General features: G+C 70.8%; 13 protein-coding genes. 7 read left to right on the top strand and 6 right to left on the bottom strand.

Annotated features, from left to right (window positions below; genetic code table 11):
* The first annotated feature begins 190 nt into the window (after nucleotides 1-190).
* The 3 genes from ACIA5G_RS22975 to ACIA5G_RS22985 all read left to right on the top strand — a co-directional run bounded on the left by ACIA5G_RS22975 (nucleotide 191) and on the right by ACIA5G_RS22985 (nucleotide 3,160).
* Nucleotides 191-709: a GNAT family N-acetyltransferase gene (locus tag ACIA5G_RS22975; RefSeq protein ID WP_395926302.1), complete on the top strand. Its 519-nt coding sequence runs from the start codon at nucleotides 191-193 to the stop codon at nucleotides 707-709.
* Between the two features lie 13 nt (nucleotides 710-722).
* The gene (locus ACIA5G_RS22980) at nucleotides 723-1,703 is read left to right on the top strand and encodes an LLM class flavin-dependent oxidoreductase (protein WP_395926304.1); all 981 of its coding nucleotides are present in this window, start codon (nucleotides 723-725) and stop codon (nucleotides 1,701-1,703) included.
* 161 nt (nucleotides 1,704-1,864) lie between these two features.
* Complete coding sequence (locus ACIA5G_RS22985) at nucleotides 1,865-3,160, top strand: erythromycin esterase family protein (RefSeq protein ID WP_395926306.1); 1,296 nt, start codon at nucleotides 1,865-1,867, stop codon at nucleotides 3,158-3,160.
* Here ACIA5G_RS22985 and ACIA5G_RS22990 read toward each other — a convergent pair.
* Genes ACIA5G_RS22990 through ACIA5G_RS23005 form a run of 4 tightly spaced genes read right to left on the bottom strand, consistent with a single transcriptional unit; the run spans nucleotide 3,157 to nucleotide 6,495 of the window.
* Nucleotides 3,157-4,044 carry an ABC transporter substrate-binding protein gene (locus ACIA5G_RS22990; RefSeq protein ID WP_395926308.1) on the bottom strand — a complete coding sequence of 296 codons (888 nt, stop codon included), beginning with the start codon at nucleotides 4,042-4,044 and terminating at the stop codon, nucleotides 3,157-3,159. The two genes, ACIA5G_RS22985 and ACIA5G_RS22990, sit on opposite strands and share 4 nt — an antisense overlap.
* Nucleotides 4,041-4,733 carry an ABC transporter permease gene (locus ACIA5G_RS22995; protein ID WP_395926310.1) on the bottom strand — a complete coding sequence of 231 codons (693 nt, stop codon included), beginning with the start codon at nucleotides 4,731-4,733 and terminating at the stop codon, nucleotides 4,041-4,043. Before ACIA5G_RS22995 ends, ACIA5G_RS22990 begins: the two co-directional genes overlap by 4 nt.
* Nucleotides 4,730-5,413: an ABC transporter permease gene (locus ACIA5G_RS23000; RefSeq protein ID WP_395926312.1), complete on the bottom strand. Its 684-nt coding sequence runs from the start codon at nucleotides 5,411-5,413 to the stop codon at nucleotides 4,730-4,732. Before ACIA5G_RS23000 ends, ACIA5G_RS22995 begins: the two co-directional genes overlap by 4 nt.
* Entirely contained in the window at nucleotides 5,410-6,495 is a 1,086-nt protein-coding gene (locus tag ACIA5G_RS23005; RefSeq protein WP_395926314.1) for an ABC transporter ATP-binding protein, read from the bottom strand. Before ACIA5G_RS23005 ends, ACIA5G_RS23000 begins: the two co-directional genes overlap by 4 nt.
* 93 nt (nucleotides 6,496-6,588) lie before the next feature.
* Between ACIA5G_RS23005 and ACIA5G_RS23010 the strand changes: the two genes are divergently transcribed.
* Nucleotides 6,589-8,007, top strand: coding sequence for a bis-aminopropyl spermidine synthase family protein (locus ACIA5G_RS23010; protein ID WP_395926316.1), 1,419 nt, complete (start codon nucleotides 6,589-6,591; stop codon nucleotides 8,005-8,007).
* A gap of 91 nt (nucleotides 8,008-8,098) precedes the next feature.
* Here ACIA5G_RS23010 and ACIA5G_RS23015 read toward each other — a convergent pair whose 3' ends face one another.
* Entirely contained in the window at nucleotides 8,099-9,280 is a 1,182-nt protein-coding gene (locus ACIA5G_RS23015) for an NADP-dependent malic enzyme (protein WP_395926318.1), read from the bottom strand.
* 373 nt (nucleotides 9,281-9,653) lie between these two features.
* Here ACIA5G_RS23015 and ACIA5G_RS23020 point away from each other — a divergent pair, with 373 nt between their 5' ends.
* From ACIA5G_RS23020 to ACIA5G_RS23030, 3 genes are all read left to right on the top strand, one after another.
* Nucleotides 9,654-10,259 carry a dTDP-4-dehydrorhamnose 3,5-epimerase family protein gene (locus tag ACIA5G_RS23020; RefSeq protein WP_395926320.1) on the top strand — a complete coding sequence of 202 codons (606 nt, stop codon included), beginning with the start codon at nucleotides 9,654-9,656 and terminating at the stop codon, nucleotides 10,257-10,259.
* Nucleotides 10,260-10,324: 65 nt separating this feature from the next.
* Nucleotides 10,325-10,738 carry an SRPBCC family protein gene (locus ACIA5G_RS23025; protein WP_395926322.1) on the top strand — a complete coding sequence of 138 codons (414 nt, stop codon included), beginning with the start codon at nucleotides 10,325-10,327 and terminating at the stop codon, nucleotides 10,736-10,738.
* A gap of 223 nt (nucleotides 10,739-10,961) precedes the next feature.
* A complete protein-coding gene (locus tag ACIA5G_RS23030) occupies nucleotides 10,962-11,174 on the top strand; it encodes a MarR family winged helix-turn-helix transcriptional regulator (protein ID WP_395926324.1) in 213 nt (70 codons plus the stop codon).
* Here the strand turns inward: ACIA5G_RS23030 and ACIA5G_RS23035 are convergent.
* On the bottom strand, nucleotides 11,164-12,774 hold the full coding sequence (locus ACIA5G_RS23035; protein ID WP_395926326.1) for a GMC oxidoreductase: 1,611 nt from the start codon (nucleotides 12,772-12,774) through the stop codon (nucleotides 11,164-11,166). The two genes, ACIA5G_RS23030 and ACIA5G_RS23035, sit on opposite strands and share 11 nt — an antisense overlap.
* Nucleotides 12,775-12,872 lie beyond the last annotated feature (98 nt).

Below are 12,872 nucleotides of genomic sequence, written 5' to 3' on the forward strand. Positions count from 1 at the left end.
AGTGGGGTGAGACGTGAAGCGCGTTCATGTGGAACGTGAGCGGAACTGTAGGTCGCGACCTGGTCAGATCGGTAGATCGTCTGGTTTGACCGATTCGAGAACCACTCGAACGGTCCCCTACCAAAGTCTGCCTCGCGGCTGACTGCGAAAACGATTTCCTTCCGGGGCCGGTTCGCGGCAAGGTGACGGCATGCTGATCCGCCGCGAAACGCCCGCCGACCAGGCCGTGATCCACTCGGTGCACAGTGCGGCCTTCCGGCGCGAACCCGGCGTGACGCCGGTCGAAGCCCCGCTCGTGGACGAGCTGCGCGCCGACGGCGACCTGGTCGACGCGCTGTCGCTGGTGGCCGTGCGCGACGGTGAGATCGCCGGGCACGTGTGCTGCAGCCGCGCCCGCGTCGGCGACGACACGACGTCGGCCGTCGGGCTCGGCCCGCTCGGCGTGCTGCCCGCGCACCAGGCTGCCGGGGTCGGCTCGGCGCTGGTGCACGCGGTGCTCGGCGCCGCGGACGCGCTGGGGTACGGCCTGGTCGTCCTGCTCGGCTCGCCGGACTACTACGCGCGCTTCGGCTTCGTGACAGCGTCGACACTCTTGATCACGGCGCCGGACCCGGCCTGGGGCAAGCACTTCCAGGCACGGACGCTGACCGGGTACAAACCTACGCAGGCGGGCGCGTTCGAGTACGCGCCGGCGTTCTCCCGGATCTGAACAGGAGCCCCGCATGTACAACCCCCGGTCGTCGGTCGGTGTCCGGATCAACCGCGAGCAGCCGCCGGCCCGGCTGGTCGAGCTGGCGCGGCAGGCCGAGGACGCGGGTCTCGACGAGGTCTGGCTGGTCGAGGACTGCTTCTGGGCGGCCGGCATCGCCACGGTGGCGACGGCGCTCGCGGTGACGTCGACGATCAAGGTCGGCATCGGCGTGCTGCCGGCGGTCGCCCGCAACCCGGCGATCGCGGCGATGGAGCTCGCCGCGCTGGCCGAGCTGCATCCGGGCCGGCTGATCGGCGGGCTCGGGCACGGGGTGGCGTCGTGGATGCGGCAGATCGGGGCCTACCCGGCGTCACCACTGGCGGCACTGGAGGAGACGCTGGTGGCGGTCCGCCGCCTGCTGGCGGGCGACCGCGTCTCGGTGACCGGCCGGCACGTCGACCTGGACGAGGTCGAGCTGGTGTTCCCGCCCGCGTCCGCACCCCCGGTCCTGGCCGGCGTCCGCCGCCCGAAGTCCCTGGCGGTGGCGGGCTCTTCCGCCGACGGGACGATCCTGGCGGAACCGTCCCCACCGGAGTTCGTGCGGACGGCGTTGGCCGGCATCGCTGTCGGGCGTGCGTCGGAGGGTGCGCCGCCGCACCACGCGCTGGTGACGTACAACTGGCTGGCTCTGGGCGATCCCGCGCGGGCCCGTCTGACGGTGGCGGAGTCGTTGACGCCGGGGGCGCGGGTGCAGGTGGAGGGCCTGCCGTTCGCTTCCGAGCTGCTGGCGCTGGTGGACTCCGCGTCCACAGTGGACGAACTGGCGGCGGGGCTGCGGCCGGAGTGGGTCGAACGCTTGGCGATCTGTGGTGACCTGGATCAGTGTGTGGCTTCGGTCCGCGCCCTTCACGACGCGGGGAGCGGGTCGGTGGTGCTGCTGCCGCTGCCGGAGGAGCCGCCGGAGCGGGGCATCGAGGACGCGGGCCGGGTGGCGGCAGCCCTGCGCGGCTGAGGCCGGGTCGAGGGGGGCCGATGTGCGTTCAAGGGGGCGTGGTCGCACGGTAGCGGTGCAGGAAACCTGGCGACCGAAAGCCGGTGGTAGCGCCTGCGCTACCACCGAGTCGGCGGCCGGCCCCAGGGTGGGGAGCCCGCGGCCGGGCCAGGATCGCTTCCATGACCAGGAAACGGAAAACCACCGCCGCCCTTGCCGTCGCGGCGATCGCGACCGGCACGCTCTTCGCCCCGGTGACCGCCGAAGCGGCCCAGCCGGACCCCGTCCGCGCGCTGACGCAGGCGGCGCATCCGCTGCGCACCACCGAACCCGGCCGGGACACCGCCGACCTGCGTGCGCTGGGCGCGATGATCGGCGACGCCCCGGTGGCCGGCCTCGGCGAGGCGACGCACGGCTCCCACGAGTTCTTCGCCATGAAGGAACGACTCTTCCGCTACCTCGTCGAGCAGAAGGGCTTCACCACCTTCGCCCTCGAAGTGAGCTGGTCGGCAGGGCTCAAGATCGACGAGTTCCTCCAGACCGGCGTCGGTGACGCGCGCACGATCGCGAAGGAAACGCTCGCCGGCTCGCCGTGGGACCGCGAGGAGTTCGTCCACCTCATCACCTGGATGCGCGACTACAACTGCCACCACCCCGGCCGCCCCGTCCACTTCGTCGGCGACGACCTCGGCGCCCCGACGCTGGACGACGAGTTCTTCGGCCGGGTGACCGGCTACGTCGAGCGGACCCATCCAGAGTCGCTGACCCGGCTGAACGAGCTCTACACCGGCCTGCGGCCGATCGACGACGTCTTCGCCTACGTGGCCAAACCGCTCGCGGAGCGGCAACGGCTCGCGGCCCAGGCCCAGCAGGCTCTCGAGCTGGTGCAAAGCCTCGGCGACGACTGGGTGGCGCAGGACGCCCGGTCCATCGCCCAGACCGCGAAGTTCCTCACGATCGACCTCGCCGACCCGGCCTCGGTGGCGAACTCCCAGCGCTTCCGCGACGAGGTCATGGCGCAGAACGTCGTCTGGTGGCAACGCCACACCGGCGCCAAGGTCCTGCTGTCGGCCCACAACGGCCACGTCGGTTACCTCTCCGGTGATCCCGGGCGGTACCCCAAGACGCAGGGCTCGTTCCTGCGCGACACGCTGGGCGCGAACTACGTCGCCACGGGCTTCACCTTCGACCGCGGTTCGTTCCTGTCGCAGGACGAAGCCGGCACCTGGCAGAAGTTCACAGTCGGCGCCGCGGGCCCCGGGTCGAACGAGCACACCCTCGACCAGGTCCGGTACCAGGACTACTACCTCGACATGCGGACCGCCCCGGCCGCGGCGCGCGCGTGGCTGGACGTCCCCCGCCCGACCTACGACATCGGGACGGCGTTCCCCGTCGACCCGGCGGACATCGCGCTCGCGCGGTCCTACGACCTGCTCATCCACCTTCACGACGTCCGCGAGGCAGAGAAGACCGCCTAGGACTTGAGGTTGTTGCGGGCCAGGAAGTCTTCGGCGATGTCGAGCGGGTTGCGCTTCTCCTCGGTGAACTCGACGTTCAGCTGGGTGAGCTGGTCGGTGGTCAGCGCCGCCGACACCCGGTTCAGCGCCGCGGCTTCCTGCGCCGACAACGTGCCCTTCGCCACCAGCGGCACGATGTTCTGCGCCGGGAACATGTTCTTGTCGTCGGTGAGCGGCACGAACCCGTTCGCCGCGATCGTCGACGATGTGCTGAACAGGTCCGCCACCTGGACGTCACCGGACTTCAGCGCCGCCACCGTCACCGGCCCGCCGGTGTCGGTGGTCCGGATCTCCTTGAACTCGCAGCCGTAGAGCGTCTTGATCTTGTCCTTCCAGCGGCTGCTCCACTGGCCCGGCCCGCCGAACACCAGCTCGCCGCACCGCTTCCCCAGGTCGGAGAACGTCTTGACCCCCGAATCCGCCAGCTGCTTCCCGACGACGAGCAGGTCCTTGTCCTCGGCCGGCGCCTGGTCCAGCACCTCGAACCCGGCCGGGATCTTCTGCCGCAGCTGCGTGTAGACGTCCTGCGGCGTGGTCGCCTGCGTGTCCTTGTCGAAGTACCGCAACAGGTTCCCGCTGTAGTCCGGTACCACCGACAGCGACTTGTCCTGCAGCGCCTTGACCACGACCTCGCGGCTGCCGACCGGCGGCCGCACGGTCACGTTCGTCGCCCCCGCGTTCTTCAGCGCGCCGGCGTAGATCTGTGCCAGCAGCAGGCTTTCCCCGACGTCGGACGCGCCGATGATGATGTCGCCGTTCGAGCCGCCCTCACCACCGCCCGCCAGCGGGTTTCCGCAGCCGGCCACCAGGACCAAGGCGGCGAGGACAACAGCCAGGCGCTTCATGCCGCCACCTTCTTGCCGGTCGCCGCCGCGGTCGCGAGCCGGACACCCTTGGGGACCAGCGCGCGGTTCAGCAGTGCGAACAGGACGTCGAGGACGATCGCCAGCAATGTCGTGAGCAGCGCGCCCGCGATCACCTGCGCGTAGTCCAAAATGGCCAGTCCATCGAGCAGGAACCGACCCAGGCCACCGAGTCCGACGTACGCGGCCACCGCGGCGGTCGCCACCAGCTGCAGCACGGCGTTGCGGATGCCGCCGAGCACGAGCGGCAGCGAGATCGGCACCTCGACCTTCCAGAGCCGCTGCCAGCCGGTCATCCCGATGCCCTGGGCGGCGTCGACCACACCGTGGTCGGTCGCCTGCAGCCCGGCGTAGGTCCCGGCCAGGATCGGCGGCACGGCCAGCACGACGAGCCCGATGATCGTCGAGGTGACGCTTTCGGTGAAGAGCAGGAACAAGAACGTGACGAGGCCCAGCGTCGGCAGCGCGCGGATCGCGTTGCCGGCACTCACCAAAGCGACACCACCGCGTCCCGTGTGGCCGACGAACAGTCCCAACGGGACAGCGATGACCAGGGCGATCACCAGCGACAAAGCGGTGTAGCCCAGGTGTTCCAGCAGCCGCTGCGGGACGCCGTCCGGGCCGGACCAGTGCGCCGGGTCGCCGAACCAGTCGAAGAGGTCGGTGATCATGCGACGGCCACCCCCGTGTTCCCGGCGCGTTCCCAGGGGGTCAGCAGGTTCCGGATCCCCACCAGGATCAGGTCGACGACCAGGGCCAGCACCAGTGTCAGCACGATGCCGGCGACGATCGGCGAGAAGTACTCACGCTGGAAGCCGTCGGTGAACAGCACACCGAGGCCGCCGGTGCCGATCAGCGCGCCCACGCTGACCAGGCTGATGTTGCTCACCGACGCGACCCGCACGCCGGCCGCGAGCACCGGCACGGACAGCGGGAGCTCGACGGCGAAGAACTTGCGCACCGGCTTGTAGCCGACCGCGGTGGCCGCGGCGATCACCGACGGCGGCACCGCGTCCAGCGCGTCGAGCACCGGGCGGACCAGCAGCGCGGTGGTGTAGATCGTCAGCGCCACGACGACGTTGATGCTGTCCAGGATCTTCGACCCGATCAGGCCGGGGATGACTACGAACAGCGCGAGCGACGGAATCGTGTAGAGCAGGTTGGCCAGCACCATGAGCACCGACCGCGCGGGCTGCCAGCGGTGCCCGAACCAGCCGGCCGCGATCGCCAGCACGATGCCCAGCACCAGCGGCAGCAGCGCGAGGTAAACGTGGTCACCCAGGTCGCTCAGGATCCCGGCGCGGTTGTTCGCGCTGCCCAGGTACCGCCCGAGCTCGTCGAAGAAGCTCATGACGCCTGCGGGGTCGCCTCGATCACGTCGAGCACTTGCCGGGCGACCACCCCGCCGAGCACGCGGTGGTCCTCGTCGACGACCACGCCGAGGCTGGCCGGCGACGACAGCGCGGCGTCGAGCGCGCCGCGGATCGGGGTGCCGTGGATCCAGAGCGAGCCACCCGCGACGAGTCCGTCTTCGGCGAGCGGGCCGTCCACTGTGGAATTCGGCGGCAGCCACCCGCGCGGCTGCTTGTCGGCGTTGACCACGAGCCGCCAGGTGTCGCTCGCCGGCACCGTCGAGCCGATCTCGACCAGCTCGAGGTCCTTGATCTCGACGCCGTCGGCGGAGAGGAACGAGAGACCGCGGTAACCGCGGTCGCGGCCGACGAACGAAGCGACGAAGTCGTCCACCGGGTGGCGCAGCACGTCGGCGGGGGTGCCGTACTGGGCGAGCACACCGCCGACCCGCAGCACCGCGACCTTGTCACCGAGCCGGACGGCCTCGTCGATGTCGTGCGTGACGAACACGATGGTCTTGCCCAGCTGCGACTGCAGCCGCAGCAGCTCGTCCTGCAGGCCTTCGCGCACCACCGGGTCGACCGCGGAGAACGGCTCGTCCATCAGCAGCACCGGCGAGTCCGCGGCGAGCGCGCGGGCGACGCCGACGCGCTGCTGCTGGCCGCCCGAGAGCTGCGCCGGGTACCGCTTGCCGACCTCGACCGGCAGGCCGATGGTCTCGAGCAGCTCGGCCGCCCGCTTGCGCGCCTTCGCCTTGTCCCAGCCGGACAGCAGGGGCACGGTGGCGATGTTGTCCAGGACCGTCCTATGTGGAAAGAGGCCGGCGTGCTGGATGACGTAGCCGATGCCGCGGCGCAGCAGCGCCGGGTCGCCCTCGGCGACGTCCTTGCCGTCGAGCAGCACCTGGCCGGAGGTGGGCTCGATCATCCGGTTGATCATCCGCAGCGACGTCGTCTTGCCGCAGCCGGACGGGCCGACGAACACGGTGATCGTGCCGTCCTCGACCGTCAGGTTCAGCTTGTCGACGGCGACCGTCCCATCGGGATACTGCTTGGTCACGTCGCGGAATTCGATCGTCACTTGCCCACTCCCCGTGTCAGGTCCAAACGACCGTAGCCGAGTCGGCGGTGGTTGGCACGCTGTTCCGGCAGGTGGTGACTAGGCTCGGAGCCCGTGAACGCACTCGACGACGTCCTCGCCAAACACGGTGTCGGCGTCCGCCCGTTGTACCGCGTCATCGACCTGCTGCGGACGGGCGACCACGACCTCGGCGAGCTGGTCCGGCTGAGCACGGCGCCACGGCGCAGCGTGGAGGACGTCCTCGCGGCCCTGGGCGACGACCTCGACCGCAGCGGCGACCGGCTGCGGATCTCCCCCGGCGTCGCCGCGTCGTACCTGCAGTACAGCGCGCCCCGCTACGCCGACCCGCTCGACGAAGCCGTCGCAACGCACGAGCTGCTGCCGAAGGTCGCCGAGTGGGTGGCCGAGGTGCCGTCGCCGCTGGCCGCGCTCGACCATGTGCAAGCCACCCCGGAGACGGTGCTGCGCCGCGCGTTGTGGCTGGACGCGCGGTACGACCTCGCGTCGGCGCGGCTGCTGTTCCTCGGTGACCACGACCTGACGTCGCTGGCGGTGCGGGCGGTCTGCCCGTCGGCCGAGCTGACCGTCGTCGACCTCGACGAGCGGGTCCTCGCCTACCTGGACGAACGTGGCGGGCGCGAGATCCGGACCGTGCACACGGACCTCCGTGTCGGCCTGCCGCCGGCCCTCGGCAGCGGCTTCGACCTGGTGTTCAGCGATCCGCCGTACACGCCGGAGGGCATGGGCCTGTTCGCCGCGCGCGGGGTGCAGGCACTGCGGGAGCCGAGTGAGGGACGGCTGCTGTTCGCCTACGGCTACAGCCCGCGCCACCCGGCACTAGGCGCGCAGGTGCAGCGGTCGCTGGCCACGCTCGGGCTGACGTTCGAGGCGATCCTGCCCGGCTTCAACCGCTACTTCGGGGCACAGGCGATCGGCAGTGCGGCGGACCTCTACGTCTGCCAGCCGACGGCGAAGGCCAAGAAGATGCGCGGCGGCAAGGGAAAGTCCGCGATCTACACCCACGGGCCGCAGTCGGTGGAAGCCGCCGGGACCAAACCGGCGCTGCTGGAGAAGCTGAGGGAGATCGCCGTGGCCGGCGGGCTTTCACTGGAGTCGCGGCCGGTGGACTGGGCGATCTCCGGCCCCGAAGGGGACGCGATCGCGATGGACCTCACCGCCGACCCGGGCCCGTGGCTGCTGCGGACGCTGCTGGGCACGAACGCCCGGCGGCTCGCGCTGCTGCTGCCGAACGCGCACCCGGACCTCGCGGACGAACGGTCCCAGACCGCGCTTTCGGCGCTGGTCCAGGGCAAGTACGCGCTGCGCTACCTGCGGAGCACCCCGGACAACCGGCACGCGGTGGTGGTCGCGGACGCCGTCGAGCACCAGGACGAGGTGCTGACCCGCGCCCACGCCCGGCTGGCGAACGTCTCCCTCGACGTCCCCGAAGACCTGCGCGACCTGCGCCTGGTCGACGTCCCCCGCCACCGCCTCCCCGACCTGCTGGGCTGAAGCGCCCCAATGTGGCCTTCGGTGCGTCTGACGCACCCAAGGCGGCCTTCGGTGCGTCAGACGCAACCAAGGCCGCCTTGGGGCGCTCGGGTCAGGCCGTGACGCCGTCGGCTTCCGCCGCTTTCGCCACCGCGGCGGCCACCTCGGGGGCGACCCGCGGGTCGAGCGGGCTCGGGACGATGCGGTCCGGGCCCAGGTCGTCGGTCGCCACCGACACGATCGCTTCGGCGGCCGCCAGCTTCATGTTCTCCGTGATCGCCCGCGCGCCGGAGTCCAGCGCGCCGCGGAAGACGCCGGGGAACGCCAGCACGTTGTTGATCTGGTTCGGGAAGTCGCTGCGCCCGGTGGCCACGATCGACGCGTAGCGCGAGGCCACCGCCGGGTGCACCTCCGGGTCCGGGTTGGACAGCGCGAACACGATGCCGCCGCCCGCCATCCGGCCGAGCAGCGTCTCGTCGATCGTCGCGCCGGACAGGCCGAGGAACACGTCGGCGCCCTCGAGCGCCTCGGCCAGGCCACCGCGCAGGCCCGCCTTGTTGGTCGTCGCGGCCAGCCGCTGCTTGATCGGGTTCAGGCCGTCCCGGTCGGTGTGGATGATGCCGCGCGAGTCGAGCACGGTGACGTCGCCGATGCCGGCCTCCTGCAGGATCCGGGCGCAGGCGACCCCCGCCGCGCCGGCCCCGGAGACGACCACGCGCTGGTCGGCGATCGCCCGGTCGAGGACCAGGTTGGCGCCGCGCAGCGCGGCCAGCGTGACGATCGCCGTGCCGTGCTGGTCGTCGTGCATGACCGGGCAGTCGAGCGCCTCCTTGAGCTTGTCCTCCAGCTCGAAGCAGCGCGGCGCGGAGACGTCCTCGAGGTTGACCGCGCCGTAGGACGGCCGCAGCCGCACCAGCGTCTCGACGATCTCGTCGACGTCGGTGGTGTCCAGCACCAGCGGGATCGAGTCGAGCCCGCCGAAGGTCTTGAAGAGCACCGACTTGCCCTCCATGACCGGCAGCGACGCGCTCGCGCCGATGTCACCGAGGCCGAGCACCGCCGTCCCGTCGCTCACCACGACGACGAGCCGGTCGGCCCACGTGTACCGCTTGGCCTTGGCCGCGTCCTCGGCGATCGCACGGCTCACCTTCGCCACACCCGGGGTGTAGGCGATCGAAAGGTCACGCGGGCTGGAGATGGGGCGGGTCGCCGCCACCGAGAGCTTGCCGCCCTCGTGCCCGGTGAAGATCTCTTCGTCGGTGACCGGCGCGACGGCGCCGGTGGGGTCGCTCATGGGGTTTCCTGTCGTCGTTTCCGTGATTCCTCCAGTAGGAATGACGGAACTCGCGGTTCGGACGTGGGTCACTGGAAATACTCCTGGGCCTGCGAGCGGGGGACCACGTTTGCGGGGATGAAGGCACACCCCGTACGCGGGTTTGTCCTCCGGCACGGCAGCCCAGCGCGGTAGCGCCGGCCTGTCGGCGAGGCGTCACGTCGGCCATCGGTGCCGTGGGTCTGGCGATGGCCGCGGACGCGGCGGTCCAATCATTGTGACAGGTCCGCCCGCGCAAGGGACCCCTCGGTGCGGTTGATGTCACACCGTCGCTGATTTGCGGCAATTCCCAAGACGTCTGTCCGGTTTTTTTGGCACCCGATAAGCTGGGGGCATGCAATTCCGCCGGCTGAACATCCCGGACGCCTACGAGTTCACCCCCCGGGTCTTCCCCGACGACCGCGGCCTGTTCCTCGCCCCCTTCCAGGAGGAGGTCTTCCGCGAGGCCGTCGGCCACCCGCTGCGGCTCGGCCAGTCCAACCAGAGCGTGTCGCGGCGCGGCACCATCCGCGGTGTCCACTTCGCCGACACACCACCCGGCCAGGGCAAGTACATCTACTGCGCGCGCGGGTCGTTCCTCGACGTCATCGTCGACCTCCGGGTCGGCTCGCCGGCCTTCGGCACCTGGGACAGCGTCCTCATCGACTCCCGCGAGCACCGCGCCGTCTACCTCGCCGAGGGCCTCGGCCACGGCATCTTCACCCTCGAAGACGACACCGTGATGGCGTACCTCTGCAGCGAGCCGTACAACCCGACGGGCGAGCACGGGATCACCCCGCTCGACCCGGCCCTGGACCTGCCGTGGCCCACGGACATCGAGCCGGTCCTGTCGGCCAAGGACCGCACCGCGCCCACGCTGGCCGAAGCCCGTGACCAGGGCCTGCTGCCGATGTACGACGACTGCGTCGCCTACTACGACAAGCTGCGCTCGGCGAACTGATCATCGCCCGGCCTGAGAAAACCTGCCTCTTGCCGATTTAGTAAGCGCGCATATAGTCTGCTCGCATGGCACTTTACAAATACGAGCACAGCGAGACGTCCACCGCGCCCGCGGACACGATCTGGCCGCTCTGGGCCGACACCGCCCGCTGGCCGGAGTGGGACGCGGGAGTCCGCTCGGTTGTCCTCGACGGCCCCTTCGCCGCCGGCACGAGCGGCACCATGACGATGGATGACATGCCGCCGATCCCGTTCACCCTCACCGAAGTCACCGAGGGCCGGAGCTTCACCGACGAGACCCGGCTGCCGGACGCCCACCTGCGGTTCGAGCACGTCCTCGCCGACGTCGAAGGCGGCACTCGGATCACCTACCGCGTCACGATCGACGGGCCCGAGGGGTTCGGCCCGCAGGTCACTTCGGACACTCCCGACGCGATGCGCGTCTTGGCCCGGCTGGCTGAGGCATCCTCGCGGGTATGACCGCCCCGGAGTCCCGCCTGCCCGGCCCCGAGCGCAGCCCCGGCTTCCTGCTCTGGCGGGTGACGCTGGCCTGGCAGCGGGCGATGCGGGCCGCGCTGGCGCCGCACGACCTCACGCACGTCCAGTTCGTGCTGCTGACCACCACGTGGTGGGGGGCCCCCCCCGGGGGGGCCCCCCCCCGACCCAGCGGCAGCTGGCCGAGCAGGCCGGCACCGACACGATGATGACCAGCCAGGTCGTCCGCAAGCTCGCCGAGCGGGGGCTGCTGGAACGTACGGACGACCCGGCCGACGCCCGCGCGAAGCGGCTCCAGATCACCGCGCCGGGCCTGGAACTGGTCGCGAAGGCGCTGAAGGACGTCGAGGCCGCCGACACGTCGTTCTTCTCGGACGTCGACGACGGCTTCACCGAGTCGCTGGCACGCCTCAGCCCCTGAGGTCTTCGGCCAGCACCCGCTCGATGTTGCGCTCGGCCAGCGCCGTGATCGTCACGAACGGGTTGACGCCGGTGCTGCCGGGGATGAGCGAGCCGTCCGTGACGTACAGGTTGCGGTAGCCCTTGACGCGGCCGTAGTCGTCGGTCGCCTCGCCGAGCACCAGCCCGCCCAGCGGGTGGTAGGTGAACCGGTTTTCGAACGTGCGGGTGTCGCCGAACAGGTCGTAGCGGTAGATCGTCTTGTTCGCCCGGTTGACCTTGTCGAACAGCGCCTTCGCGGCGTCGATCGACGGCTGCCCCTGCGACGCCGTCCAGCGCAGTTTCGCCGAGTCGCTCGCGGCGTCGTAGGTGAAGTGCCCGCGTTCGGGGTTCTTGGTGATGGCCAGGTAGAGGCTGACCCACGTTTCGAGGCCGGCGGGCACCGGCGCGATCTCGGCGAACGCCGGGTGCACCGGGTCGGCCCAGTTGTCGATGCCGAGCGCGGGCATGCCGGACTGCAGGCCACCGGTGGTGTCCCAGACGTGGTTGGCCCGGCCGAGCATGACGTTGCCGTTGGTGCCCCAGCCCCGCCCGACGGCCTCACCCAGCTCCGGCAGCCGGCCGGTGTCGCGGGCGCGCACCAGCAGCTCGGTCGAGCCGACGCTGCCCGCGCCGAGGAACAGGTGCTTCGTGGTGACGTGCTTGGTCGCCAGCACCGTGCCGCGCTCGTCGATCTCGCGGACGACCAGCGTGTACGTCCCGTCGGGCTGGTGGATGATCTCGCGGACCTCGTGCAGCGTCTTGATGGTCACGTGGCCGGTGCCGAGCGCGACGGCGAGGTAGGACTTGTCGAGCGAGCGCTTCCCGTGGTTGTTGCCGTAGATGACCTCGGACGCGTCGGCCGAGCGCGGGACCGTGCCCGCCTCCTCCCGCCGCAGGTAGTCCATGTCGTACACGCTCGGCACGAACACCGTGCCGAACCCGGCCTTGCGCGCGGCCTTCCGGGAGACGCGGGCGTACTGGTAGGACTTGCACGTCTCGAACCACCGCGGGTCGACGACGTTGACCCCCAGCGCCGCGTTCGCCCGCGGGAAGTACTTGCCGTACATCTCGCCGGCGTCGACCCGCGGCAGGATCTCCTCGAAGTAGGAGCGCTTCGGCGTCACCGCCATCGCGCCGTTGACCAGGGAACCGCCGCCGACGCCGCGGCCGAGGTACACCGCCATGTCGCCGTAGTTCACGCGGTCGAGCACACCGGCGTAGCGCCCGATGTCCCGGTTGGCCAGGTCGAGCCAGAGGAACGACGCGAGCGGCGCCTCGGTGCGGTCCTTGAACCACATCGACCGCTCGTCCGGGGTGAGCATCGAGGGGAAGACCTTGCCGTCGGCGCCCGGGGTGGTCCACAGCCGGCCCATTTCGAGCATCAGCGTCGGCACCCCGGCCTCGCCGAGCCGCAACGCCGTGACGGCGGCGCCGTAGCCGGTGCCGACGACCACCGCCGGGGCGAAGTCCGGCAGCGGTGTGGCGCTCGCCGGCCGCGTCGAGACCGTGGTCAGCCCGAGGGCGGCAGCGGAGTTCAGAGCGGCGAGGCCGAGGAACCGGCGGCGGGAGAAGACAGACATGGGCCGATCATGACCCAGTTCAGTGAACGGTGTTAACTAATCAGAACGTGTTTCACCCGGTCGAGGGAATTTCGGGTGTTCCCCTGGGGGCGATCCCG

This window comes from Amycolatopsis sp. NPDC051758 (genome assembly GCF_044453095.1).
Lineage (GTDB): Bacteria > Actinomycetota > Actinomycetes > Mycobacteriales > Pseudonocardiaceae > Amycolatopsis.

Coding starts and splice junctions, on each gene's coding strand:
- ACIA5G_RS22975 (WP_395926302.1), top strand. CDS start 191: ATGCTGATCCGCCGCGAAACGCCCGCCGACCAGGCCGTGATCCACTCG.
- ACIA5G_RS22980 (WP_395926304.1), top strand. CDS start 723: ATGTACAACCCCCGGTCGTCGGTCGGTGTCCGGATCAACCGCGAGCAG.
- ACIA5G_RS22985 (WP_395926306.1), top strand. CDS start 1,865: ATGACCAGGAAACGGAAAACCACCGCCGCCCTTGCCGTCGCGGCGATC.
- ACIA5G_RS22990 (WP_395926308.1), bottom strand. CDS start 4,044: ATGAAGCGCCTGGCTGTTGTCCTCGCCGCCTTGGTCCTGGTGGCCGGC.
- ACIA5G_RS22995 (WP_395926310.1), bottom strand. CDS start 4,733: ATGATCACCGACCTCTTCGACTGGTTCGGCGACCCGGCGCACTGGTCC.
- ACIA5G_RS23000 (WP_395926312.1), bottom strand. CDS start 5,413: ATGAGCTTCTTCGACGAGCTCGGGCGGTACCTGGGCAGCGCGAACAAC.
- ACIA5G_RS23015 (WP_395926318.1), bottom strand. CDS start 9,280: ATGAGCGACCCCACCGGCGCCGTCGCGCCGGTCACCGACGAAGAGATC.
- ACIA5G_RS23020 (WP_395926320.1), top strand. CDS start 9,654: ATGCAATTCCGCCGGCTGAACATCCCGGACGCCTACGAGTTCACCCCC.
- ACIA5G_RS23025 (WP_395926322.1), top strand. CDS start 10,325: ATGGCACTTTACAAATACGAGCACAGCGAGACGTCCACCGCGCCCGCG.
- ACIA5G_RS23030 (WP_395926324.1), top strand. CDS start 10,962: ATGACCAGCCAGGTCGTCCGCAAGCTCGCCGAGCGGGGGCTGCTGGAA.
- ACIA5G_RS23035 (WP_395926326.1), bottom strand. CDS start 12,774: ATGTCTGTCTTCTCCCGCCGCCGGTTCCTCGGCCTCGCCGCTCTGAAC.